Source organism: Rhizobium nepotum 39/7, from assembly GCF_000949865.1.
GTDB lineage: Bacteria > Pseudomonadota > Alphaproteobacteria > Rhizobiales > Rhizobiaceae > Agrobacterium > Agrobacterium nepotum.
On sequence record NZ_JWJH01000012.1, the window covers coordinates 312203 to 336547 of the forward strand.

At 60.3% G+C, this 24345-nt stretch carries 21 protein-coding genes; 18 read left to right on the forward strand and 3 right to left on the reverse strand.

All coding sequences use genetic code 11. The features are described 5' to 3' along the window. Positions 1 to 20: 20 nt before the first annotated feature. A complete protein-coding gene (locus RS75_RS14605) occupies positions 21 to 908 on the forward strand; it encodes a shikimate dehydrogenase (RefSeq protein WP_407691544.1) in 888 nt (295 codons plus the stop codon). Then, positions 905 to 1348 (forward strand): type II 3-dehydroquinate dehydratase, encoded by a 444-nt coding sequence (gene aroQ, locus RS75_RS14610; RefSeq protein ID WP_045021642.1) that lies wholly within the window; start codon positions 905 to 907, stop codon positions 1346 to 1348. The genes RS75_RS14605 and aroQ overlap by 4 nt, the downstream gene beginning before the upstream one ends. On the opposite strand, the gene RS75_RS14615 is transcribed toward aroQ, so the two are convergent. Continuing rightward, on the reverse strand, positions 1320 to 2015 hold the full coding sequence (locus RS75_RS14615) for a TetR/AcrR family transcriptional regulator (RefSeq protein WP_045021795.1): 696 nt from the start codon (positions 2013 to 2015) through the stop codon (positions 1320 to 1322). The two genes, aroQ and RS75_RS14615, sit on opposite strands and share 29 nt — an antisense overlap. 121 nt (positions 2016 to 2136) lie before the next feature. On the opposite strand from RS75_RS14615, the gene RS75_RS14620 reads away from it, so the two are divergent. After that, positions 2137 to 4038: a bifunctional sugar phosphate isomerase/epimerase/4-hydroxyphenylpyruvate dioxygenase family protein gene (locus RS75_RS14620; RefSeq protein ID WP_045021797.1), complete on the forward strand. Its 1902-nt coding sequence runs from the start codon at positions 2137 to 2139 to the stop codon at positions 4036 to 4038. A gap of 68 nt (positions 4039 to 4106) precedes the next feature. Here the strand turns inward: RS75_RS14620 and RS75_RS14625 are convergent, their stop codons facing one another. Then, positions 4107 to 4400 (reverse strand): putative quinol monooxygenase, encoded by a 294-nt coding sequence (locus tag RS75_RS14625; protein ID WP_045021644.1) that lies wholly within the window; start codon positions 4398 to 4400, stop codon positions 4107 to 4109. A gap of 460 nt (positions 4401 to 4860) precedes the next feature. Between RS75_RS14625 and RS75_RS14630 the strand changes: the two genes are divergently transcribed. The 5 genes from RS75_RS14630 (at position 4861) to RS75_RS14650 (ending at position 11853) form a co-directional block, all read left to right on the forward strand. Continuing rightward, a complete protein-coding gene (locus tag RS75_RS14630; protein WP_045021646.1) occupies positions 4861 to 6681 on the forward strand; it encodes an ABC transporter ATP-binding protein in 1821 nt (606 codons plus the stop codon). Positions 6682 to 6722: 41 nt separating this feature from the next. Beyond that, a complete protein-coding gene (locus RS75_RS14635) occupies positions 6723 to 8258 on the forward strand; it encodes an ABC transporter substrate-binding protein (RefSeq protein ID WP_045021648.1) in 1536 nt (511 codons plus the stop codon). Between the two features lie 77 nt (positions 8259 to 8335). Beyond that, complete coding sequence (locus RS75_RS14640; protein ID WP_045021650.1) at positions 8336 to 9259, forward strand: ABC transporter permease; 924 nt, start codon at positions 8336 to 8338, stop codon at positions 9257 to 9259. Positions 9260 to 9265: 6 nt separating this feature from the next. Further along, positions 9266 to 10114 (forward strand): ABC transporter permease, encoded by an 849-nt coding sequence (locus RS75_RS14645; RefSeq protein WP_045021652.1) that lies wholly within the window; start codon positions 9266 to 9268, stop codon positions 10112 to 10114. 5 nt (positions 10115 to 10119) lie between these two features. Continuing rightward, positions 10120 to 11853, forward strand: a complete 1734-nt coding sequence (locus RS75_RS14650; protein ID WP_045021800.1) for a M14 family metallopeptidase — start codon at positions 10120 to 10122, stop codon at positions 11851 to 11853. A gap of 12 nt (positions 11854 to 11865) precedes the next feature. On the opposite strand, the gene RS75_RS14655 is transcribed toward RS75_RS14650, so the two are convergent. Next, positions 11866 to 12237, reverse strand: coding sequence for a hypothetical protein (locus tag RS75_RS14655; RefSeq protein ID WP_045021654.1), 372 nt, complete (start codon positions 12235 to 12237; stop codon positions 11866 to 11868). A 477-nt stretch (positions 12238 to 12714) separates the two neighbouring features. Here RS75_RS14655 and RS75_RS14660 point away from each other — a divergent pair, with 477 nt between their 5' ends. The 10 genes from RS75_RS14660 (at position 12715) to iolB (ending at position 24244) form a co-directional block, all read left to right on the forward strand. After that, positions 12715 to 13887, forward strand: coding sequence for an ABC transporter substrate-binding protein (locus RS75_RS14660; RefSeq protein WP_045021656.1), 1173 nt, complete (start codon positions 12715 to 12717; stop codon positions 13885 to 13887). Between the two features lie 84 nt (positions 13888 to 13971). Beyond that, complete coding sequence (locus RS75_RS14665; protein ID WP_045021658.1) at positions 13972 to 14835, forward strand: branched-chain amino acid ABC transporter permease; 864 nt, start codon at positions 13972 to 13974, stop codon at positions 14833 to 14835. Between the two features lies 1 nt (position 14836). Further along, positions 14837 to 15844 (forward strand): branched-chain amino acid ABC transporter permease, encoded by a 1008-nt coding sequence (locus RS75_RS14670; RefSeq protein WP_045021659.1) that lies wholly within the window; start codon positions 14837 to 14839, stop codon positions 15842 to 15844. Beyond that, positions 15841 to 16605, forward strand: a complete 765-nt coding sequence (locus tag RS75_RS14675) for an ABC transporter ATP-binding protein (RefSeq protein ID WP_045021661.1) — start codon at positions 15841 to 15843, stop codon at positions 16603 to 16605. Before RS75_RS14670 ends, RS75_RS14675 begins: the two co-directional genes overlap by 4 nt. Further along, positions 16586 to 17302 (forward strand): ABC transporter ATP-binding protein, encoded by a 717-nt coding sequence (locus RS75_RS14680; RefSeq protein ID WP_045021663.1) that lies wholly within the window; start codon positions 16586 to 16588, stop codon positions 17300 to 17302. Before RS75_RS14675 ends, RS75_RS14680 begins: the two co-directional genes overlap by 20 nt. Positions 17303 to 17563: 261 nt before the next feature. Then, positions 17564 to 18379, forward strand: a complete 816-nt coding sequence (locus RS75_RS14685; RefSeq protein WP_045021665.1) for a MurR/RpiR family transcriptional regulator — start codon at positions 17564 to 17566, stop codon at positions 18377 to 18379. A 209-nt stretch (positions 18380 to 18588) separates the two neighbouring features. Further along, entirely contained in the window at positions 18589 to 20505 is a 1917-nt protein-coding gene (locus tag RS75_RS14690) for a bifunctional 5-dehydro-2-deoxygluconokinase/5-dehydro-2-deoxyphosphogluconate aldolase (protein WP_045021801.1), read from the forward strand. Beyond that, complete coding sequence (iolD, locus tag RS75_RS14695; RefSeq protein ID WP_045021667.1) at positions 20502 to 22328, forward strand: 3D-(3,5/4)-trihydroxycyclohexane-1,2-dione acylhydrolase (decyclizing); 1827 nt, start codon at positions 20502 to 20504, stop codon at positions 22326 to 22328. Before RS75_RS14690 ends, iolD begins: the two co-directional genes overlap by 4 nt. 1 nt (position 22329) lies before the next feature. Further along, positions 22330 to 23238, forward strand: a complete 909-nt coding sequence (gene iolE / locus RS75_RS14700) for a myo-inosose-2 dehydratase (protein WP_045021669.1) — start codon at positions 22330 to 22332, stop codon at positions 23236 to 23238. Between the two features lie 193 nt (positions 23239 to 23431). Continuing rightward, positions 23432 to 24244: a 5-deoxy-glucuronate isomerase gene (gene iolB / locus RS75_RS14705; protein ID WP_045021671.1), complete on the forward strand. Its 813-nt coding sequence runs from the start codon at positions 23432 to 23434 to the stop codon at positions 24242 to 24244. The last annotated feature ends 101 nt before the right edge of the window (positions 24245 to 24345 follow it).

Here is a 24345-nt window from a genome sequence, read left to right on the forward strand (position 1 = left end):
CGTCTCTCCCACCCCGTCCGATGAGCGATGACCTGATCATGACAGACACAAAATCCTTCAAGGTTGCCCTGATCGGCGCCGACATACAGCTTTCCAAATCTCCAGCGCTGCATATGCGCGAAGGCGCGGCCCACGGCCTCGATTATTCCTATGAGCTTGTCGACGTCGTGGCGCGCAATGTGGCCGAGAGCGCACTTGCCGATCTGCTCGACGAGCTGGAAGCGCGCGGCTTTGCTGGCACCAACATCACCCATCCCTTCAAGCAGGCGGTGCTTCCGCACCTGCATGAATTATCCGACGATGCCCGCATGCTCGGCGCGGTAAATACCGTCGTCTTCAAGGACGGACGCCGCATAGGGCACAATACGGACTGGTACGGCTTTTACGAAAGCTTCGTGCGTGGCCTGCCGGATGCGAAACGTGACCGGGCGCTGCTGATCGGCGCCGGGGGTGCTGGCGTTGCGGTGGCCCATGCAGCGTTGAAACTCGGCATTGGCCGTCTCGATATCTGCGACCGCGATCTTGGCCGTGCCGAGCGGCTGGCTGGCGAACTCAACGGCCGTTTTGGCGAAGGCCGCGCCTTTGCCGTGAATGATCCGGCGGCGTCCCTCCCCTTCGCGGACGGGTTGATCCACGCCACGCCGATGGGCATGCCCGCCCATCCCGGCATGCCGGTAGAGGCAGATCTCCTCGAACAACGGCACTGGGTGGCCGATATCGTCTATATGCCGCTCGTGACCGAGCTTCTGGCGACGGCGGCCAGAAAAGGCTGTCGCACCTTGCCCGGCGGTGGCATGACCGTGTTTCAGGCTGTCGGTGCATTTCGCCTGTTCTGCGGCCGCGAGCCGGATCCTGCGCGCATGACCGCGCATTTCACCGAGCTTTGCATGGCGGAGGGGGTGGCGTGAGCCTTTTCACCATCCTCAACGGGCCGAACCTCAATCTGCTCGGCCAGCGCCAACCGGAAATCTACGGCTACGAGACGATGGCCGATGTGGAGGGCACTTGCCGCAAAATAGCAGAAGCCGCAGGCCACGAGATATTCTTCGCCCAGAGCAACCGGGAATATGAGCTGATCGACTGGATCCACGCGGCGCGCGGCACATCGGCGGGCATCGTCATCAATCCCGGCGCCTTTACCCACACCTCGGTGGCGATCCTCGATGCGCTCAACGCCTTCGAAGGGCCGGTGATCGAGGTTCACATTTCCAACATCCACAAACGCGAGGTTTTCCGCCACCATTCCTATGTCTCGACACGCGCCGAAGGCGTGATCGCCGGTCTCGGCATCGAAGGTTACGGGGTGGCGCTCAGCCACCTCATCGGCCGTCTTTCCCGATCGTCGTGATATGGTCGGGGCTCAGCACATAACGCAAAACCATGTCGCTGACGCGCCGCGACAATGTCTCCTGACCCTCATCGGTAAACAGGCTGTCGCCGAAGATGAACGAGAAGGTCGCGACGTTCGAGACGTTGAAAAAGGACAGCGCGCTGATCTGCCAGTGCAGTTCCAGCGCATCGATGCCGTTGCGGAAAATGCCGCGCTCCTGGCCGCGCAGCAATACGCCTTCCAGGGCATCGATGGCGGGCCGGTTGAGCTGGCGGATCGTTTCCGACGACTGCATGTGGCGGCCGTGGTGAATATTCTCGATCATCACCATGCGGATGAAAGCCGGATTGCGGCGGTGATGGTCGAAAGTGAACCGACAGAGCTTTTCAAGCGCCGCGGTCGGCTCCATGCCGTCCAGCTCCAGATCGCTTTCGCCCCCGCGCACCTTGGCATAGGCTTCTTCAAGAACGCGCTGGTAAAGCCCTTCCTTGTCGGTAAAATAATAATAGATCATCCGCTTGGACGTGCGCGTGCGGGCGGCGATCTCATCGATGCGCGCCCCCGACAGGCCGTTTTGCGAAAACTCCTCCATCGCAACGGAAAGAATGTCGCGGCGCACGCCTTCCGGATCGCGCTTCGCCTGCCGGATTTCACGAGTGCCGTTCGAAGTTGCGCTTTTTGTCATCATCCATCCATCAGCAGGGCGAACGGCTTACCGCCGCACCTTTATTATTAACCAATTAGTACATAACGCTGAAAGGGAACGCAATATGGCGATCTATGACACAGGCAAACAGGGCATGCCAATGCGCACATCCATCGCCACCGTCTCCATCAGCGGCGAATTCCCCGAAAAACTGTCAGCCATTGCCAAGGCCGGTTTCTCCGGCGTGGAGATTTTCGAGAATGATTTCCTGACCTACGACGCCTCGCCGCGCGAGGTAAAGGCCATGGCGGCGGATCACGGGCTCGACATCACCCTTTTCCAGCCTTTCCGCGATTTCGAAGGCATGCCGGAACCGCTGCGCGCCCGCACCTTCGAACGCGCAGAGCGTAAATTCGACATCATGGGCGAACTCGGCACCGATCTGATGCTGATCTGCTCGAATGTCTCGCCGGTCTCGCTGGGCGGCATAGACCGCGCCGCCGCAGATTTCAGCGAACTTGGTGAGCTTGCGGCAAAACACGGCGTGCGCGTCGGTTACGAGGCGCTTGCCTGGGGCCGCCATATCAGCGATCACCGCGATGCCTGGGAAGTGGTGCGCCGCGCCGACCACGCCAATGTCGGCATCATCCTCGACAGTTTCCACACGCTGTCACGCAAGATCGATCCGAACTCCATCCGCTCCATTCCCGGCGACAAAATCTTCATCGTGCAACTGGCCGACGCACCACTGATCGACATGGATCTGCTGTACTGGAGCCGTCATTTCCGCAACATGCCAGGCGAAGGCGACCTGCCGGTGGTGGATTTCATGCGCGCCGTCGCCGCAACCGGTTATAGCGGCCCGCTGTCACTCGAAATCTTCAACGACCAGTTCCGTGGCGGCTCGGCCCGCCTGCTGGCCGAAGACGGCCACCGGTCGCTGGTCAACCTCATGGATCAGGTGCGCCGTCTGGAACCGGATATCCGCATCGATATGCCGGCCATGCCCGAACGGGTGCGCACGGACGGTGTGGAATTCGTCGAATTCACCACGGCACCGGAGGAAAAGGCCAATCTGGAGGCGCTGCTCGCCACGCTCGGTTTTGATAAAACCGCCCGCCACCGCAATCGCGATGTCGATCTTTATACGCAGGGCGATATTCGCATCGTCATCAATACCGGCGGCACCGGCGAGAGTTTCGCCGGCGCGTCCTATTCCATCCACGGCACCAATGCCTATGCTTTCGGCCTGAAGGTCGATGATGCGCAGGCGGCACTCGCGCGTGCGGCAGCACTCGGCGCACCGACTTTCGCCGAACCGCGCAAATCGGGCGAAGTCGCGGTTCCCGCCATTCAGGGCGTGGGCAATGGCGTCATCTATTTCCTCGACGGATCAACAGCGCTCGCCTCCATCTGGGACAAGGAGTTCGTGCCGGTAGAAGCGACGACACCGGCGGGCGATGCCGGACTGGCCCGGATCGATCACCTTGCGCAAACAACGCATTACGACGAAATGCTGACCTGGCTCCTGTTCTATACATCGCTGTTTTCAACACGCCGCACACCCATGGTCGATGTCGTCGATCCGGGCGGTCTGATACGCAGTCAGGCGATCGAGAGCCTGCCATCGCCGCATTTCCGCCTGACCATGAACGGCGCCGATAACCGAAAGACCTTTGCCGGCAAATTTCTGGCCGAGGGTTTCGGCACCAGCATCCAGCACATCGCTTTTGCGACAGACGATATTTTCGCCACCGCAAACGCATTGCAGGCACGCGGTTTTCATGCGCTTCCGATCTCGCGCAACTACTATGACGATCTGGAGGCCCGCTTCGGGCTGGAGCCGGAATTCTCCGATGCGCTCCGGGAGGCAAGTATCCTCTACGACCGCGACGACAGTGGCGAATATTTCCAAATCTACAGTCGCACCTTCGGTGAAGGTTTCTTCTTCGAAATCATCGAGAGGCGCGGTGCTTACGGTGGATATGGCGCGATGAACGCCCCCTTCCGCATCGCCGCGCAACGACGTCTGGCCCCGCCGGTCGGTATGCCCAGGGAATAGGTGTCAATGTTGCCACGGCACCCAAAGCGCTATCAACCAACCGCGCCATAACGGCCGGTTACGAGAGCCTATTCAAGCGTCGTTATATTGTAATCCCGTGGAATGGCCGAGGTAGCGGCGAACCATTCGGACGAGCGCGTTCGCTGCTGATGAAGATCAAAGGCGGCGCGATCCATAAAAAGCTCTTCCACCCTCCAGATCAGAGGGTCGTCGGTCTGTGACACGTCAAAGGAAATGCAACCCGGTTCCGCTCTGGTCAGGCGAAGGTGATCGGGAAGATGGGCTTCTACAAGCTTGACATCCGCCGCCGATGCGCAACGCAGGAAGCCGGATAAGCTGACCGCGCCCGTTCTATTCGTCATACTCGGTATCCTCTTCGGGTATTGTTCACTGGCCCTGTACCATGAGCAGCCGCACAATCATCCCCCATTGCGACATCACGATAGAGCGCGGCATCCGTCGAGAACAAGCTCCGCCCAAAATAAATGCATACTGCGCTTTTGTAGAGCAGTATACAAAAATTGTTCAACACTCTGGACATGATTGTCCGGTTTTGTTAGCTTTTTTGCAAAACAAGGGTGGGGGAATACAGGTTCATGCGCATCATCGATTCTGAGGCTGACGCCGGGCATTTTTCCGGCACCGATGAGAATGCCATGATGCTCGCCAGTAACGCGGCCTGAGACGCCATGCGCCTTCTTTTAACACTCCCGTCCTCCGGCAAAGCGTTTTATCCTCTGCGCCTGCCAGACGCCCCTGCCCCTTCACTATTTCAGATGGCCGCGCCAGAATTGCCGCATATGCCAAGCCGGAGACGTTGATATGACTGCCCCAAACCGCAACGCCCTTCTCTCGGTTGAAAATCTGAGCGTCGAGTTCGGCGACAGCCGCGTCGTGGACGATATTTCCTTTGCCGTGGAAGCCGGCAGGACGGTGGCGATCGTCGGCGAATCCGGGTCGGGGAAATCGATCACCTCGCTTTCGACCATGCGTCTTGCGGACATGATGGGCGCGAACTACCCCGCAGGCCGCATCATGTTCGAAGGCAGGGATCTGCTGAAAGCCTCGCAGAAAGAGATGCGGTCGATCCGCGGCAAGGAGATCGCCATGATCTTCCAGGAGCCGATGACGTCACTGAACCCCGTCTTTACCATCGGTGACCAGATCTGCGAAGTGCTGATACTACACGAGAAGATGGGCAAGACGGCCGCCATGGCCGAGGCAAAAAAGCTGCTGGACATGGTGCGGTTGCCCGATGCTTCCGAGCTTTTGCACCGTTACCCACACCAGCTTTCCGGCGGCATGCGCCAGCGCGTGATGATCGCCATGGCGCTCGCCTGCCGGCCGAAGCTCCTGATCGCCGACGAACCGACGACGGCGCTTGATGTGACCATTCAGGCGCAGATCCTCAACATCATGCGCGACCTGCAAAAGAAGCTCGGCATGGGCATGGTCTTCATCACCCACGACATGGGCGTGGTGGCGGAAATGGCCGATGACGTCGTCGTCATGTGGAAGGGCAAGAAGGTCGAGGAAGGCCCGGTCAGGGATATCTTCGCCAATCCGCAGCATCCCTATACGCGTGCTCTGCTTTCCGCCGTTCCGCGCCTCGGCAGCATGACCGGCGAAGAGTTCCCCAAGCGCCTGCCGCTTACCGTGCTGCAGGATGGCCAGCCGGTCGTGGTCGGCGAGGAACGCGTGCAGAACACCGCGAAATACGACGACAAGCCGCTGCTTTCGGTTCGTGACCTGTTCGTCCGCTTCGATATTCGCAAGAACCTGTTCGGCAAGGCGACGCACCGTTGCAGCGCCGTGCAGAAGGTCAGCTTCGACATCCATGCCGGCGAGACGCTGGCGCTCGTGGGGGAATCCGGTTCGGGCAAATCCACCATCGGCCGCACCATCCAGCAGCTGCAATCGGCGGTATCAGGCGAAATATCCTTCAACGGACGCAGCTATTCCGAGATGTCGGCGGCGGAACGTTTCCGCATGCGGCAGGAAGTGCAATATATCTTCCAGGACCCCTTCGCCTCGCTCGATCCCCGCAAGACGGTCGGTTTTTCGATCGCCGAACCGATCAATACCCATGGTCTGATCAACGATGCCAAGGCAGTGCGGCGCCGGGTGGACGAACTGCTGGAACGGGTGGGCCTGAGTTCGGAACATGCCTCACGGTATCCGCACGAGTTTTCCGGTGGCCAACGGCAGCGCGTCTGCATTGCCCGCGCGCTCGCCTCCGATCCGAAGCTCATCATCGCCGATGAAGCGCTGTCGGCGCTCGACGTCTCCATCCAGGCACAGATCATCAATCTGTTCATGGACCTCCAGGCCGAACGTGGTCTCGCTTACCTGTTCATCAGCCATGATATGGCGGTGGTGGAAAAGATGAGTCACCGCGTCGCCGTGCTTTATCTCGGCCAGATCATGGAAATGGGCAGCCGCCAGCAGGTTTTCGAAACGCCGACGCATGACTACACGCGCCGTCTGCTGTCTGCCGTGCCGGTTGCCGATCCGCTGATCGAGCGCCGCATCGCCATGATCGAGGGCGAAATCCCCAATCCGGTGCGTCGCGTCGGCGATGAGCCCGCCATTCTCGTCCACGAGGAAATCAACAGGGGCCATTTCATCGCGAAGAGCGCCTGAACAATAACCAGAACCACAACCATCTGAAGAGGAACAGGTAGATGACAAAAATCAAAAAGGGGATGACGGCAACGTTCGTCGCACTTGCGCTGGCCGGCACGGCCTTCACCACAGCGCCGGCTTTCGCCGCCGGCAAGATGACCATTTCCAGCCCGCAGGACCCCGGCAGCTGGGATCCGATCGACACCTTTCTCGTGCAATGGGCGGCCGTTGCCACCAACCTCTTCGATGGCCTGACCTATCGCGGTCCGGACCTGAAACTCGTGCCCGGCCTTGCCGAATCCTGGGAAGAACTGGACGAAGGCAAGCGCATCCGCTTCAAGCTGCGCCAGAACGTCAAGTTCCATAATGGCGAGCCTTTCAACGCCGCTGCCGTCAAGTTCACCTTCGAGCGCCTTCTCGGCGAACAGGGTGCAAAGGGCCCGCAGCGCTCCAACTATGTCGCCATCGAAAGCGTCGACGTCATCGACGACTATACGGTGGACATGAAGCTGAAGGCGCCCGATCCCGTGCTTCTCACCAAGCTTGCCGGTTATGGCGGCATGATCGTTCCGCCGAAATACATCCAGGAAAAGGGTGAGGACAATTTCAATCTCAACCCTGTTGGTACTGGCGCGTTCAAATTCGTCTCCTACCAGCCGAAGACCAATATCAAGCTCGAAGCCAACCCGGATTACTGGGGCGGTGCGCCAAAGCTCTCCGAGCTGGAATACCGCTTCATTTCGGAGCCTGCGACCGCCGTTGCCGAATTGCAGGCCGGCCGCGTAGATCTCGTCATTCCGCCCACCATCCCGATCGGCATGATCCCGGTCATCGAAGGCGATTCCAAGCTGGAGATCGTCAGCGTTCCCGGCCCGACGGTCGATGCGCTGCGGTTCAACACCCGTGACGGCATCACCGCCGATCCGAAGGTCCGCAAGGCCATCATCATGGCCGTCGATCGCGGCACCATCGTCAAGTCGATCCTTGCCGGTCAGGCGTCGGAAATCGCCAGCTTCCAGAGCGCGCTGTCCTTCGGCTACGACGCCGATCTGAAGCCGCTGCCTTACGACCCGGAAGGTGCAAAGAAGCTGCTCACGGAAGCCGGCGTCAAGCCGGGTGCGGCTTTGCAGATCGATATCAGAGGCAACGACGCAACGATGAACGAAGTGGCGCAGGTCATTTCCAGCTATCTGTCCATGGTCGGCATCACCGCCACGATCAAACCCTATGAAACCAACGTTCTGCTGAACGACATCATCCCGCAGGGCAAGACCGGCGCGATGTTCCAGCAGAAATGGGGCGGCTGGACCTTCGATTACGACAACACGGCCTATTCCATGTACCACTCGGGTGAAAAGTGGAACCCCTATGACAAGGACGAGAAGCTGGACAAGCTGCTGGAATCGCAGCGCCCGCTGACCGACCGTGCCGAGCGCGAAAAGATCCTTAAGGAAGTCGGTGCTTATGCCGCCGAACGCGCGCTGGAAATTCCGCTTTACAACAGCAATGCAATTTACGGCATCAACAAGCGGGTCAAGGGTTTCGTGGCTCCGCCAGATAACCGTCTGAAGCTTACCGACGTCACCGTCGAATAATCAGGCTTGTCCTCCCTAAAAAGCGCCTTGCCCGCCATCCCGCGGGCAAGGTCGGGTCTCTCTTCAAGGTAAAAAACGTGGCCGGTTTCCTCATCAAGCGATTGTTGCAGGCGATTTTCGTCGTCATCGCCATCACCCTTCTCGTTTCCTTCGCGATCCGCCTGACGGGCGATCCCGCTGTCACCATGTTCCAGGGCGGCGGCAGCATGACGGAAGACGACCTGGCGCGCATTCGTGCAGCGCTTGGAACCGACCGACCGTTCTTCGTGCAATATTTCAGCTTCCTCAAGGGGCTGGTAACGCTGGATTTCGGCCGCAGCTTCACCGGCAGCACGCCGGTATCGCGGCTCATCGCCGATGCCCTGCCGGCCACACTAATTCTCGCCTTCATCTCGATGGCGGTGTCGATTGCGCTTTCCATTCCGCTCGGCATCAAGGCCGCAACCTCGCGCGGCAAAACGGCCGATCAGGTGATCCGCATCTTCTCGCTCGTCGGCCTGTCCTTCCCCAATTTCTGGCTGGCCACCATGCTGGTGCTGCTGTTTTCCATCACGCTCGGCTGGCTGCCGCCAAGCGGCATGGGCGGCTTTGCAAGCTACATCATGCCGGCCGTCACTATGGGTGTGATCCTGACAGCAACCAATGTGCGTCTGGTGCGCACGGCCATGCTCGATACGTTGCGCTCGCAATATGTGATGGTGGCGCGCGCCAAGGGCCTCAGCGAAAACAAGGTGCTTTACAAGCATGCACTGCGTAACTGCGCCATTCCGCTGATTACCTATTTCGGCCTGCAATTCGGCGGGCTTTTAGGCGGCATCGTCGTCATCGAGCGCGTCTTCAACTGGCCGGGTCTCGGCACGCTCGCCTTCGATGCTGTAGGCGCGCGCGATTATCCCGTGCTTCAGGCCGTCATCACCGTGCTGTCGCTGATGATCGTCGGCATCAACCTTCTGGTCGATATCGCCTACGGGCTGGTCGATCCGCGCATCCGCACGGAGTAATTGACGATGGCTGCCAAAACCTCGCGCCTGTCGCGCTTCACCAATCTCGAATTCATTCTCGGCGCCCTTCTCACCGTCGTCATCTGCCTTGCCGTTCTTCTTTCCGACGTGCTGTTTCCGGGCGGCGCCGAAAAGATCGACCTGATGGCGCGGCTTGCCAAGCCGTTTGCCAGTGCCGCCCATCCGCTCGGCACCGATCCGCTTGGCCGTGACGTGCTGGCCCGTGTCGTGGCCGGCGGCAAGATTTCGCTGCTCGTCGGCTTCACCTCGGTCATCGGCGCGGTGGTCTTCGGCGTCGCGGTCGGTCTGGTCGCCGGTTATTATCGCGGCTTCTGGGACATGCTGGTCATGCGCTTTGCCGATATCCAGCTCGCCATGCCTTTCATTCTCTTGGCCATCACCTTCATCGCCATCGTCGGCGGCAGCCTTACCAACACCATCATCCTGCTGATCGTCTCCCAATGGGTGCAATATGCCCGCCTGGTCCGCGGCTCGGTGCTGACCCTGCGCGAACGGGAATTCATCCTTTCCGCTCGTGCCATCGGCGTGAGGGACTGGCGCATCATCCTCCAGCACCTGCTTCCGAATCTCATCGGCCCGGTCATCGTGCTGATGACGCTCAACGTCGCCAACAACATTCTCCTCGAAAGCAGCCTCACCTTCCTCGGCCTCGGCGTCGATCCGACCATTCCGAGCTGGGGCGGCATGCTGGCGGATGGCCGGACCTATCTGCAGACGGCATGGTGGGTCAGCGTCTTCCCCGGTCTTGCCATCCTCCTGACCGTGCTTGGCCTCAACCTTCTTGGCGACTGGCTGCGCGACAGCCTCGACCCCACCGGCAGAACCTCAAGGTGATCACGATGAGCCAGGTTTTCGAACAGTCCTTCGACCGCAGCCTTGATGAACTCGTCGCCCGCGCGACCCCCGGCCAGTCCTTCGAGGCATGGACCTTCGACGACACGAAGAGCCGTCGCGAAGCCGAAAACACGCTGAAGGAAAAAGGCGTCACGGCCCGCATCCGCAGCGCCTACAAGCCGCTTCTCTTCACCTTTATCGAGGAGATCGATTTTGATGGCGTCGAGGCCATCGAAGTGCGTTACCCGGTGCATGCGAGCGCCCCCGCCAACCGGTTCCGGCTGGAAGCCTATCCGCTGGCGGCAATGGTCGGCAACGCGAAGATAGGCTTCATCGCCCGCAACGACAATGCCTTCCATTATGATGTGGCGCTCAAGCGTGGAGAGCGGACGGAAACGCTCACGGTTCTGGCTCCAAACCGCGTCCATACCGATGTCGTCGGCGAAACCAATGTCTCGCCGACCGGCTGGTTCCGGCTCGGCGGCGATGAAGTTGGCGAGCGGCTGGAGACGGATTACGAGCAGCTTTTCCAAGCGGCGATTGAGGCTGTCGCGAACCACGACTGGGGTAATGAAGAACCCTATTTCGAGGAATTGAACATCCGCGTCGCGCATCCGGCCAAAGACATGGCCCTGCCGGTCGGCGACGAGGTGATCAGTCTGCGCGAAGCGCTGCACGAGGATTTCTATTTCTCCCTGCTGGAATTCTTCCAGAAGAAGTCTGGCCGGCCGCTGGGCGACCGGGGCCTGAAACCCGGCCAGATCGTTCCGGAAATCGTCAAAAGCAACGGCGCAATTTCAGTCCGCATCGAGACCCGTGCCCTTACCACCACTTTCCTCGATGGCGGCGAGCAGCCAATCGATGCGGCGAGCGAACCGGTGGCAGCAGGTCAGATCGCACGATTGCTTGCAGATATCAGCGGCGAGGCCTTCGAGGCCCGTTCGCGCTCCGGTCGCGTCCTTGCCGCCCGTTATGTCGCCGGCAGCGACGCCGCCGTGATGATCAGCGGCGGCCAGCACCCCAATGAGACCACAGGCATCGTCGGCGCCCTCCGCGCCGCCCGCACACTCGCCGAAAGACAGGGCGCGCATTTCACCATTTCGCCGCTGGAAAATCCGGATGGTTACGCCCTGCACCAGCGGCTAAGAGCCGACAACCCGCGCCACATGCACCACGCGGCGCGTTACACGGCGCTCGGCGACGATCTCGAATATCGCACGCGGGAAAATTCAGGCGTTCATCTCAACGAGAAGGAAATCCGTTTCAGCGCGCAGGACATAAGCGGCGCGAGCCTGCATGTGAACCTGCACGGTTATCCCTCCCACGAATGGACCCGGCCGCTTTCCGGCTATGTGCCGCGCAATTTTGCCATGTGGACCCTGCCGAAGGGCTTCTTCCTCATTATCCGCCACCATGCGGACTGGGAAAGGCAGGCAGAAGCCCTGCTCGACCGGGTCACCCGCCATCTCGGCGCCATTCCCGGTCTGCTGGACTATAATAACCGCCAGATCGCGCTCTACGAGATCCATGCCGGCGAAACCGGTTTCCGTATTATCAACGGCTTCCCTTGCATGTCGTCCATCGACGACCGCCACACCGTGCCTATGACGCTGATCACTGAATATCCTGATGAGACGATCTACGGGGACGAATTCATCGCCGGCCACACCGCGCAGATGGAAACGGTTCTTTCCGCTTACGACGCCTGGCAGGAAATCCTGATCGGGGAAATTGCGTGACTGGAGGAGACTTTATTTCGCAGACACAGCAGCGAGCTTTTTTTCCCGCTGTTTCTGCAAGAGCTTTTTGCCCTTGCTGAGAATATGCAAGTTCGCCGCATCCAGCTTGTTGTAACCCGCCTGAATAATATCAATATCGGCGACATGTCCGACCGCGGCGAGCTTGTACATGACGTCGCCGACGGCCACGTCGACGGTTGGCGGCAGCAGGTTTGCAACGTCCTTCGACGCGGCCTGAATGCCATCCGCCGTTCCGCCCATGACGTGATACAGCGCCAACGCCTTGCGAAGAAAAGCTTCACGGCGCTCGATCTTGTTGCCGAGTATACTTTCTCCAACGCGGTTTCGCATCAGTTCAACGGCTTTATTCTGATATTCGCCCATGCAGACACCAATAAATTCAAAATATTCTTCGCGAGACTACGAACAATCCCCTTAGAACTGGTTAAGGCATGTGGGCTGCGCGGCTTTTTCCGTCATTCTCCATCCATATGAACCGGCCGTTTTCATAACGGGGCATTCCAGCGCGGCAAACCGGAACACGGCCTTTCATGATGGCTGCGACGCTGCGGAGATTGAGAATCGCCCCGTAATCCCTAGAGCACGTCCTGTTTGAACGGAATCGTTCGACGTGCTCTACCTCTTTGTTTTTACGCATTTTCCGGACGTAAAACCGCTACGCACTTTTACTGGAAATGCTCTATTGTAGGGACCAGGATCGGGCAGAACCGGACGAAGCGGGAACTGATAACCGTAAGGTTATTGATTGCCCCCTTTTTTTCATTTTACTTTGGCCATCACACTTACCAGTCTGACTGGCTGGATCGGTGGAGGGAGCCACGGATCAATTGGGAGGAAATCATGAAATTACGGATCACCGCCGCAATCGCGGCTATCTGCTTCAGTTCCGTTGCTTATGCCGAGACGATCAAGGTCGGCGTGGTCGGTCCGTTCTCCGGCCCCTTCGCGTTGCAGGGCAAGAACTTCAAGGCCGGCATAGACGCCTGGTTTGCGCTGCACGGCAACAAGGTGGGCGATGACACGATCGAGGTGGTTTACCGCGATGTGCCGCAGGCCGATCCGGCGCAATCCAAGGCGCTGGCGCAGGAACTGGTGGTGAAGGAAGGCGTGCAATATCTTGGCGGCTTCTATTTTACGCCAGATGCCATGGCCGTCACGCCGCTTCTGAAGCAGGGCAATGTGCCCATGGTCATCATGAATGCCGCCACATCGGCCATCGTCACCAAAAGCCCCTACGTGGTGCGCACCTCGTTCACGACATGGCAGACATCCACGCCCATCGCAAAAGTGGCTTTTGATGGTGGCGTCAAGAAGGTCATTTCGCTGGTCAGCGACTACGGTCCGGGTGTCGATGCGGAGAACGCCTTCAAGGCGGCCTTCACCGCTGCTGGCGGCGAGGTCGTGGAAAGCATTCGCATGCCGCTTTCCACCAATGATTTCAGCCCCATCATGCAGCGCGTGAAGGATTCCGGCGCTCAAGGCGTTTTCGCCTTCCTGCCGTCCGGCCCAACGACGCTTGGCTTTGTGAAGGCCTTCAACGACAACGGCCTGAAATCATCCGGCATCAAGCTTTTCGCGCCGGGCGATCTTACACAGGAATCCGATCTGCCGGCGCTGGGCGAAGCAGCGCTCGGCATGCAGACGACCTTCCATTATGCGGTCTCGCACGATTCCCCTGAGAACAAGACCTTCGTGGAGGCCGCCGCCAAAGCGATCGGCAACCCCAGGGAACTGTCCTTCCCCGCCGTCGGCGCCTTTGACGGCATGTATGTCATCACCAAGATGATCGAGGCGACCGGCGGCAAACAGGACGCGGAAAAGGCGGTCGAGGCGGTGAAGGGTCTTTCCTGGACAAGCCCGCGCGGCCCTGTCAGCATCGATCCGCAAAGCCGCCACATCACGCAGAACATCTATCTGCGCGAGGTCACCAAGGGCGACGACGGCAACTATTACAACAAGGAAGTCCAGACTTTCGAAAAACAGGGCGACCCCGGCCTCGCCGCGGCCAAATAAGCGACGACACGAAAATGACCGGAGCTGCCTTTGCGGGCAGTTCCGGATAGCCAGACGAAATCGCATCGGGAGGAGCTTTCGAACATGCAGACGGTTTTCAGCATCCTTGTCGATGCGCTTGCCTATGGCATGGTGCTTTTCATCATCTCCATCGGCCTTTCGGTGACGATGGGGCTGATGCGGGTGGTCAATCTGGCCCACGGCGCCTTCGCCATGATCGGCGGTTATCTCGCCTCCTACGCCGCCCATGGTCTCGGCCTCGGTTATGCGGCGGCAATCCTCGTCGCGATAGCAGGAACGATCGTGATTGCCATACCGCTCGAACGGTTCCTCTATCGGCGCATTTACGGCGCGCCCGAACTGACGCAGGTGTTGATGACCATCGGCATCACCTTCTGCATCATCGGCATTGCCAATTTCGTGTTCGGGCCGACGCTGAAAACCATCCCGCTGCCGCAACAATTGGCCGGCCCCACCGATCTCGGTTTCCGCACCATCGCCACCCACCGCATCTTCGCCATCGTCAGCGGCCTCGTGGTCGCGGCGGCGCTATGGTTCACTTTCGAAAAGACCGCCTTTGGCATCAAGCTGCGGGCGGCGGTGGACAATGCCGCCATGGCAGCCGCGCTCGGCGTGCGCACCGAGGTCATCTATGCCGTAAGCTTTGCCATCGCCGTCGGCCTTGCCGCCATGGGTGGCGTCATCGGTGCGGAATTGCTGCCGGTCGAGCCCTATTATGCGCTGCGCTACATGGTCACCTTCCTCGTGGTCGTCTCCGTCGGTGGCGCGGGCTCGATTCCTGGTGCCCTGATCGCCTGCTTGTTGCTTGGCGCCATCGATACGACGGGACGCTACCTCGCCCCTGAATACGGCGAATTCTTCTTCTATCTGGCGGTCATCGTGATCATCACGCTGTTCCCGCGCGGCCTTCTCGGAAGGGCGAAATGAGATGGCGGCGCTCATGAACGACGTGACTGAAACGGCAAAGTCCCCAAAAGCCCGCTTATCGCTGCGCACGCTTGGCGGCCCGCTCGTCATCATCGCCGCCGCCATCGCCGGTTATTTCCTGTTTCCGGACAATCTGGCGCTTCTGACACGCATCATCGCGATCGCGCTTCTGGTGCTTTCCATCGATCTCGTCACCGGTTATTGCGGAGTCGCAACGCTCGGCCATGCGGCGTTATTTGGCGCCGGCGCCTATGCCGCCGGCATTGCCGCTGCTCATTTCGGCATTACCGATCCGCTTCTCATGACCCTCATCGGGGCTGCGGTGGGCGGCGTCGCCGGGCTGCTATCCGGCACGGTTCTATTGCGGGCGCATGGCCTGCCGCAACTGGTGCTGTCCATCGCCGTCGTCCATCTTTTCCATGAAGCTGCCAACAAGGCTTCCGACTGGACCGGCGGCAGCGACGGGCTTGCCGGCGTCTCGCCCGATGCGCTGTTCGGCACGTTCGAATTCGATCTTTACGGCCGCACCGCCTATATCTATGGCGTCTGCCTGCTGCTTGTCGTTTTTCTAGCACTTCGGGTCGTCGTTCATTCGCCGTTCGGCATGTTGTGCCGCGGCGTCAAGCAGGACAGCATCCGCATTCAGGCCATGGGCGGCTCGGTCAACGGCACAATCCTCAAGATGTTCGTGATATCAGGCATCGTCGCCGGCATTGGCGGTGCGCTGAATACCATCTCCACGCAGGTCGTCGGCCTCGACAGCCTCAGCTTCACGCTGTCTGCCGAAGCGCTGGTCATGCTGGTGCTCGGCGGCGCCGGTTCGCTTTATGGCGCGCTGATCGGCACCGTCACCTTCATGTGGTTCGAGGATGTCGTTTCCGCCGCCAACCCCTTCCACTGGCTCACCATCGTCGGCCTGCTTCTGATCGCCGTCGTGCTCTTTGCCCCGCGCGGCCTTTACGGCGCAGGCGAACAGATCATCGCGCGCCTGCGGGGAGATCGCAAATGAGCGCCATTTTCGAAGTAACCGGCCTGCAGAAGAACTTCGGCGGTCTCGTCGTCACCAATAATGTTTCGCTGTCGCTCTCGCCCGGCGACCGCACGGTACTTATCGGCCCCAATGGCGCGGGCAAGACTACCTTCGTCAACCTCGTTACCGGCAACATCAAGCCATCCGCCGGAACCGTGCGGATCGCCGGGGAAGACGTGACGACGCTCAGCGCCAGCCAGCGGGTGAAACGCGGGCTCGTGCGCTCGTTTCAGGTGACGCGACTGTTCCAGGACATGACGCCGGAGGAACATGTTGCACTCGCCATCCTGCAACGGGAAGGCAGGACGGGCCGGATTTTCGGCCGCTACCGCGCCATGCCCACGGTGATGGAGGAAGCGCGCGACATCCTCGGCGCGCTTGGCCTGCTTGCAATTGCCGAAATCCGGGTTCGTGAAATCGCCTATGGCCAGCAGCGGCTGATCGAAATCGCGCTCGCCATGGCGCTCCGCCCGAAAATCCTGCTGCTGGACGAACCGGCCGCCGGCGTGCCCTCCACGGAAACGGCGCGCATCGAACAGGCACTGGACCGCCTGCCCGCCGACCTTGCGATATTGATGATCGAACACGACATGGATCTGGTCTTTCGTTTTGCCAAACGTGTGGTGGTGCTCGCCGCAGGCGCCGTCATCTTCGACGGTTCGCCGGAAGACGTCACCAGCGATGCCGAAGTCCGCCAAGCTTATCTCGGAAGTTACGCCAATGCCCGCAGCGCCGCTTGAAATCGCCAACCTGACCGCCGGTTATGGCCCCACCCGCGTCATCGAGGGGCTATCGCTATCGGTTCCCGCCGGTTCGCGTTTCGCGGTGCTAGGCCGCAACGGCGTCGGCAAGACCAGCCTGTTTGCCACGCTTGCCGGGCAGACGAAACGTTTTGCCGGCGATATCCGTCTCGGCGGACAGGATATCGCTGCCCTGCCAAGTGCTGCCCGCGCCCGCGCCGGTCTCGGTTACGTGCCACAGACCCGCGATGTTTTTCCGACACTCACAGTCGAAGAAAACCTATTCGTCGGCCTCAAGGGACGGCCGAAATCCGCCATCGAGGAAGCTTACACGCTATTTCCGCGCCTGAAGGAAAGACGTCGCAATCTCGGCTCGCAACTCTCCGGCGGCGAACAGCAGATGCTTTCCACCGCCCGCAGCATCCTCGGCCAGCCGCAGGTGCTGCTTCTCGATGAACCGCTCGAAGGCCTCGCCCCCGTCATCTGCGAGGAACTGATGGCGGCCTTCTCCAAACTCGCGCAATCGGGCGAAATGACCATTCTTCTCATAGAACAGCGCATCCAGATGGCCATCGATTTCGCCGACCGCGCCATCATCATGGAACGCGGCCGCATCGTCTGGGAAGGGCCGTCGGCTGATCTTGCGGCGAACCCGGATATTATCGATACGCATCTTGGCGTGGGTGGGCTGCACTGAGCATTTGCCTACCCTCATTCCTGCGCTTGTCACAGGAATCCAGCCAGCCCAAGTCCTCGGGCTGAAAGAACTCTCTCGCCGAACAGACGTGCGTCGGCTGGATCCCTGTGACGAGCACAGGGATGAGGGAGTGTACCGGGCCACTTTTACCCGATAAAAATCCCAACTCACCTCATCTACCCCGCCCTAAAATACCCAATGGAATAAAAATTCCACAACGGCTAAAGTGCACGCGATATCAATGTGCACAAGGGAACGACAATGACGGCAATCGAGGCGCCAGACTCCGTGAAGGCTTTTGAGGAGCGGTTGCTCCACGTCGCGGAAGGCCTGCCGAAACGATTGCGCCAATGCGCCGATTATGTCGCGTCCAATCAGGATCGCATCGCCGTTTCCACCGTTGCCGAAATGGCTGATGGTGCCGGTGTGCAGCCCTCCGCCTTCATGCGGTTTTGTCAGATCATGGGTTTTTCCGGCTTTTCGGAGATGCAGCGCCTGTTTCGCGATTCCTATGTCGGCGGCTGGCCGGACTATGCCACCCGGCTCGACCATCTGCGTGAAAAAGGCGACGAAAGCGCGTCGGGTCTGCTGGCGGAATTTGTCGAAGCCGGCCGTTCCTCTCTGGAAATGCTGCTGAAATCGGTCGATACGAAGCAGCTTGACGAGGCGGTTTCGGCGCTCGCACAGGCACGCACCGTGCACATCATCGGTTTGCGGCGTTCCTTTCCCATTGCCAGCTATCTCGCTTATGCTTTTGAAAAAATGAAGGTGCCGGCGGTTTTGCACAGCGCCGTCGGTGGCCTTGGCAATCTGAGCGCCATCTCCCGCGACGACGCGCTGATTGCGATCACTTTCTCCCCCTATTCAGCGGAAACGCTGGAATTGGCGGAGATGGCCCGCGCCAACGGCATTCCCGTCGTCGCCATGTCCGATTCGGCCGTCAATCCGCTGCGCAAGTCCGGTGCCACGCTGCTCACGGTAACGGAAATCGATTTTGGCGCATTCCGCTCGCTGTCCGCCACGCTCTGTCTGGCCATTACCCTGGCTGTGGCTGTGGGAACGCGCAAAACAGCCTGAATATTTTTATTGAAAACATCAAAAATAGAATTTATGATCCAAATCCATGAAACGGGCATTCCATTATCGTCCGTCTCGTGAGGGACGATAAGTGGGCGGAGGAGGCCCACCGGAGTGGGATGGCGAAAAATTCGGGCGATCCGTCCGGAATGCCGCTCCGGACATGTGAGGCAGACCGCCGCATTTCGGCGGTCCGAAGGAGGAACCTTTTGAAGAAACTTGATCTCATCACGATCGGGCGCTCGTCGGTCGACCTGTACGGTTCGCAGGTCGGCGGCCGTCTGGAGGACATGGCCTCCTTTGCCAAATATATCGGCGGCTCTCCCACCAATATTGCGGCGGGTGCCGCCCGGCTCGGCCTTAACAGCGCCGTCATCACCCGCGTCGGCGATGAACATATGGGCCGCTTCATTCGTGAGCAGTTGGTGCGCGAAGGCGTGGACGTGCGCGGCGTCAAGACAGACCCGGAGCGGTTAACCGCGCTGGTGCTTCTCGGCATCCGCGACCAGAACCAGTTTCCGCTGATTTTCTATCGCGAAAACTGTGCCGACATGGCGCTCAGCGAAGACGACATCGATCCCGCCTTCATTGCCGAAGCAGGCTGTGTTTGCGCCACCGGCACGCATCTGTCGCACCCGAAGACGGAAGCTGCCGTGCTGAAGGCGCTGAAACTCGCCCGCGAAAATGGTGCGAAAACCGCGCTCGATATCGATTACCGGCCCAACCTCTGGGGCGTCGCCGGTCATGGCGATGGTGAGAGCCGCTTCGTGGAATCGCAGAAGGTCACCGCCAAGCTGCAATCCACGCTTCACCTGTTCGACCTGATCGTCGGCACCGAGGAAGAGTTCCACATTGCCGGCGGCTCGACCGATACGCTCGCCGCGCTCAACGCCGTGCGCAAGGTCACCGGCGCAACGCTGGTGTGCAAGCGCGGGCCGATGGGGGCCTCGGTCTTCACAGGCGAAATTCCTGCTAGCCTCGACGATGGCGAGACGGGCGAAGGTTTTCCGATCGAGGTCTTCAACGTTCTGGGTGCGGGCGACGGCTTCATGGCCGGGCTTTTCCGCGGCTGGCTGCGCGGCGAAGACTGGCCCACGACATTGAAATACGCCAATGCCTGCGGTGCCTTCGCCGTGTCCCGCCACGGCTGCACACCCGCCTATCCGAGCTGGGAAGAATTGCAATATTTCTTCAAGGCCGGCATTCGCAACAAGGCGCTGCGCAAGGACGAGGCGCTGGAGCAGGTGCATTGGTCCACCAATCGCAAGGGCGAATGGGACACGATGCGGGTCTTCGCCTTCGACCATCGCATGCAATTGGAAGCCATCGCCGACGAACTCGGCGTGAAACATGAGCGTATCGGCGCCTTCAAGAAACTTTGCCTTGAGGCCGCGCAGGACGTTGCCGGTGGCAAGGTGGGTTACGGCATCCTCTGTGACGGACGCCTCGGACGCGATGCGCTTTTCGCCGCCAGCGGCTCCGGTCTGTGGATCGGCCGGCCGGTGGAATGGCCGGGCTCGCGCCCGCTGACGCTGGAACCAGAACTCGGCAAGGATTTCGGCGGGCTTTCCGAATGGCCGCTGGAAAATGTCGTCAAGGTTCTGTGCTTCTATCACCCCGACGATACCGCCGAAATGCGCGCCGCACAGGAAGAAACCGTCGCCCGGCTGTTTCAGGCGACCCGCCGCAACCGGCTGGAAATGCTGCTGGAGGTCATTCCCTCCAAGGTCGGCCCGACCGACGATCTGACGGCCGCCCGCATCATCGAGCGTTTTTACGAAATCGGCATCTATCCCGACTGGTGGAAACTGGAACCGATGAAAACCACAGCCGCGTGGAAGAATGCCTGCGAGGCTGTGCATCGCAACGATCCTTACTTGCGCGGCATCGTCGTTCTCGGTCTCGACGCACCGCAAAGCGAGCTGGAGGAGAGCTTCCGCCTTGCCGCCGGTTTCGATCTGGTCAAAGGTTTCGCCGTTGGCCGCACGATTTTCGCAGATGCTGCGCGGGCATGGCTCGGTGGCAAGATGACCGATCAGGAAGCGGTAAAGGACATGGCGCAGCGCTACACCAGCCTGTGCCGCATATGGGATGAGGCGCGCGCCAAAAAGGGAGAGGCAGCGTGAAAACAATCAGATTGACGGCTGCGCAGGCTATGGTTCGTTACCTCGCCGCGCAGATGAATGAGCACGGCGAGACCTATATTGCCGGTGTCTGGGCCATTTTCGGCCATGGCAATGTCGCCGGCATCGGCGAGGCGCTTTATGGCATTCGCGAGGAACTGCCGACCTATCGCGGCCAGAACGAGCAATCCATGGCCCATGCGGCAATTGCCTATTCCAAGCAGCTGCGCCGCAGGCGGGCAATGGCGGTCACCTCTTCCATCGGCCCCGGTGCCGCCAACATGGTGACGGCGGCAGCGCTTGCCCATGTCAACCGCCTGCCGGTGCTGCTGATACCCGGCGATGTCTTCGCCAATCGCGGTCCCGACCCCGTTCTGCAGCAGCTGGAAGATTTCGGCGACGGCACGATGACGGTCAATGACTGCTTCCGCCCGGTGAGCCGGTATTTCGACCGCATCATGCGCCCGGAACAATTGCTGACGGCGCTTCCCCGCGCCATGCGCACCATGACGGACCCCGCCGATTGCGGCCCCGTCACGCTCGCCTTCTGCCAGGATGTGCAGGCGGAAGCCTATGATTATCCCGTCAGCTTCTTCGAAAAACGCATCTGGCGGCAACGCCGCCCCGAACCGGATGTGGCAGAATTCGAAGAGGCCGTGGCCGCGCTGAAGGCGGCGAAGAACCCTGTTATCGTTGCCGGCGGCGGCGTGCATTTCGCCGGCGCCACCGAAACGCTGAAAAGCTTTGCCGAAAAACATTCCATCCCCGTGGTGGAAACGCAGGCCGGCAAATCAGCGCTTGCCTGGGATCACGACCTCAATTTCGGCCCGGTCGGCGTCACCGGTGCCGAAAGCGCCAATATCGTCAGCGAGAAGGCCGATCTGGTCTTCGGCGTCGGCACCCGCTTTCAGGACTTCACAACCGGTTCCTGGGCGCTGTTCAAGAACCCGGATCGCAAGATTCTCGCCCTCAATGTGCAGCACTATGACAGCACCAAGCATGATGCGATCAGCCTGACGGCGGATGCGAAGATCGGGCTTGAAAAACTCTCGGCCGCGCTTGGAAGCCACCGTTTCACGGCACCGGATGCCAAGCTCAAGACAGCATGGTTCGAGAAGGCCGATGCCGATACGGCGGCACCGGGTGAGGACAATGCCAACAGCCTGCCAACCGACATGCAGGTGATCGGCGCCGTACAACGCCAGTCCCGCGACAATACCGTCGTCATGTGCGCCGCAGGCACCATGCCGGGCGAGCTGCATCAGCTGTGGAAATCAAAGCTGCCGCTTTCCTATCACATGGAATATGGCTTCTCCTGCATGGGATATGAAGTGGCCGGCGGCCTCGGCATCAAAATGGCGGAACCGGACCGCGACGTGATCGTCATGGTCGGCGACGGCTCCTACATGATGATGAATTCCGAGCTGGCGACATCGGTCGCCATGGGCGTCAAGATCACGCTCGTCATCACCGACAATCGCGGTTACGGCTGCATCAACCGGCTGCAGATGGAAACCGGCGGCGCGGAGTTCAACAATCTCTACGCTCACACCAACGTCAATCCCATCGCCATCGACTTCGTCGCCCATGCCGGCTCGATGGGCGCGGATGCGCACAAGGTGTCCACCATCGCCGAGCTGGAAGCGGCGCTCGCGAGCGCCCGCGCGGCCACCCGAACGACCGTGATCGTCATCGATACCGACCCCTATCCGACACCGCAGGCCGGTGGCCACTGGTGGGATGTCGCGGTGCCTGAAACCTCGCAGCGTGCCGAAGTAACCGATGCGCGCGCCCGTTATGAAAACGCCCTGAAGGAAAGACAGTAAGATGATCCGCTACGGAACCAATCCGATCGCCTGGTCCAACGATGACGACCGAACGCTTGGCGCCCATATCAGCCTCGAACAATGCCTCGACGAAACCGCCAAGATCGGCTTCGACGGCATCGAGAAGGGCCACAAGTTTCCGACGGAGCCGGAAGGCCTGAAGGGCGTACTTTCGCCGCGCGGCCTGTCCTTCGTCTCCGGCTGGCATTCGCTGAACCTTCTCACCGACAGCATCGAATCCGAAAAGAAGGCAATGCAGCCGGCGCTTGATCTGCTGAAAGCCATGGGCTCGAAGGTCATCATCGTCTGCGAGACCTCCAACGCAATTCACGGCGCTGACGACACGGCGCTGGTCGACCGTCCGCATCTCAAGGCCGAGGACTGGGCCAAGTTCGGCGCGGGTGTCGAGGCGCTGGCGGCTTACGCTGCGGAACAGGGCATCACGCTTGTCTACCATCACCACATGGGAACCGTGGTCGAAAGCGAAGACGAGATTGACCTTCTGATGCAGCATACCGGGCCGAAGACCCATCTGCTGCTCGATACCGGCCATTGCCTGTTCGGCGGCGGCGATCCCGTGCGCGTTGCGCAGAAATACATGCACCGTGTCGGCCATATCCACGCCAAGAACGTGCGGCCGGTGATTGCCGATCAGGTTCGCAGCGAGCGGCTTTCCTTCCTAGAAGGCGTTCGCCGCGGCGTGTTCACCGTGCCGGGTGACAGCGAGGGCGGCGTGAACTTCCCGCCGGTGCTGAAAATTGCCGCCGAGCATAATTACAGCGGCTGGCTGGTCATCGAGGCCGAACAGGACCCGGATGTGCGCAATCCCTTCGAATATCAGAGCCTTGGGCTGAAATCGCTGAAGGCTTTTGCGCGCGAGGCGGGGCTGGATAAGGCTCAGGCGGCCTGAACTTAGCCACGGAAGGCGGGCGACCTACCCCGCCTGTCATACCCGGCCTTGAGCCGGTATCCAGCCAGCCCAAGTCCTTGGGCTGAAAAGAGTCTTCCTGCCGCGCGGACGCGCGTCGGCTGGATTCCGGCTCAAGGCCGGAATGACGAGATGGCATGAATTAGCGAACTACTCACGAAAAAGGAACACCACCATGACCTCACTTCTGCGCAAGCCGGTCGCGACCAGCGGCAAGGTGCACGATATCACGCCCCAAAGCGCGGATTGGGGTTATGTCGGTTTCGGCCTTTATCGCCTGAAGCCCGGCGAAACCGCCGCGGAGAAAACCGGCGATACCGAAGTCATTCTGGTGCTCGTCGAAGGCAAGGCGAAGATTTCCGCCGGGGGCAAGGAGTTCGGCGAACTTGGCGACCGCATGAACGTGTTCGAGCGCAAGCCGCCGCATTGCGTCTACATCCCCGCCGGCTCCGAATGGTCGTTGACGGCGACGACGGATTGCACCGTCGGTGTCTGCACCGCACCGGCCGAGAAGGGAACCCGCGAGGCGCAGCAGATCGGGCCGAACGGCGTACAGCTCACCGAACGCGGCAAGGGCGCCAATACGCGCTACATCTTCCCCATCGCCATGGAAGAGCGCGATGTGGCCGACAGCCTGCTGGTGACGGAAGTGTTCACCCCCTCCGGCAACTGGTCGTCCTATCCGCCGCACCGGCATGACGAGGATAATTACCCTGATATGACCTATCTGGAAGAGACCTATTATCACCGGCTCAACCCGGCGCAGGGTTTCGGTTTCCAGCGCGTCTTCACAGAAGACGGCTCGCTTGACGAGACCATGGCTGTGGCGGACGGTGATGTCGTGCTGGTTCCCAAGGGCCACCACCCCTGCGGCGCGCCCTATGGCTACGAGATGTATTATCTGAACGTGATGGCCGGGCCGATGCGCAAATGGCGGTTCAAGAACCATCCCGATCATGACTGGATTTTCAAGCGCGACAATCCGTGATGCACGCCAGCGTACACAGCACCCTCCTCATCCCTGTGCTTGTCACAGGGATCCAGCCAGCCCAAGTCTTTGGGCTGAAAAGACACATCTCGCCGCGCGGA

Excerpts from the sequence above, each read along its gene's own strand:
- RS75_RS14680 (WP_045021663.1), top strand. The coding sequence starts at position 16,586 with ATGCCCGCAGCGCCGCTTGAAATCGCCAACCTGACCGCCGGTTATGGC.
- RS75_RS14685 (WP_045021665.1), top strand. The coding sequence starts at position 17,564 with ATGACGGCAATCGAGGCGCCAGACTCCGTGAAGGCTTTTGAGGAGCGG.
- RS75_RS14605 (WP_407691544.1), top strand. The coding sequence starts at position 21 with ATGAGCGATGACCTGATCATGACAGACACAAAATCCTTCAAGGTTGCC.
- RS75_RS14650 (WP_045021800.1), top strand. The coding sequence starts at position 10,120 with ATGAGCCAGGTTTTCGAACAGTCCTTCGACCGCAGCCTTGATGAACTC.
- RS75_RS14670 (WP_045021659.1), top strand. The coding sequence starts at position 14,837 with ATGGCGGCGCTCATGAACGACGTGACTGAAACGGCAAAGTCCCCAAAA.
- RS75_RS14655 (WP_045021654.1), bottom strand. The coding sequence starts at position 12,237 with ATGGGCGAATATCAGAATAAAGCCGTTGAACTGATGCGAAACCGCGTT.
- RS75_RS14625 (WP_045021644.1), bottom strand. The coding sequence starts at position 4,400 with ATGACGAATAGAACGGGCGCGGTCAGCTTATCCGGCTTCCTGCGTTGC.
- RS75_RS14660 (WP_045021656.1), top strand. The coding sequence starts at position 12,715 with ATGAAATTACGGATCACCGCCGCAATCGCGGCTATCTGCTTCAGTTCC.
- RS75_RS14675 (WP_045021661.1), top strand. The coding sequence starts at position 15,841 with ATGAGCGCCATTTTCGAAGTAACCGGCCTGCAGAAGAACTTCGGCGGT.
- RS75_RS14615 (WP_045021795.1), bottom strand. The coding sequence starts at position 2,015 with ATGACAAAAAGCGCAACTTCGAACGGCACTCGTGAAATCCGGCAGGCG.
- iolE (WP_045021669.1), top strand. The coding sequence starts at position 22,330 with ATGATCCGCTACGGAACCAATCCGATCGCCTGGTCCAACGATGACGAC.
- RS75_RS14630 (WP_045021646.1), top strand. The coding sequence starts at position 4,861 with ATGACTGCCCCAAACCGCAACGCCCTTCTCTCGGTTGAAAATCTGAGC.
- RS75_RS14645 (WP_045021652.1), top strand. The coding sequence starts at position 9,266 with ATGGCTGCCAAAACCTCGCGCCTGTCGCGCTTCACCAATCTCGAATTC.
- RS75_RS14635 (WP_045021648.1), top strand. The coding sequence starts at position 6,723 with ATGACAAAAATCAAAAAGGGGATGACGGCAACGTTCGTCGCACTTGCG.
- iolB (WP_045021671.1), top strand. The coding sequence starts at position 23,432 with ATGACCTCACTTCTGCGCAAGCCGGTCGCGACCAGCGGCAAGGTGCAC.
- RS75_RS14665 (WP_045021658.1), top strand. The coding sequence starts at position 13,972 with ATGCAGACGGTTTTCAGCATCCTTGTCGATGCGCTTGCCTATGGCATG.
- RS75_RS14620 (WP_045021797.1), top strand. The coding sequence starts at position 2,137 with ATGCGCACATCCATCGCCACCGTCTCCATCAGCGGCGAATTCCCCGAA.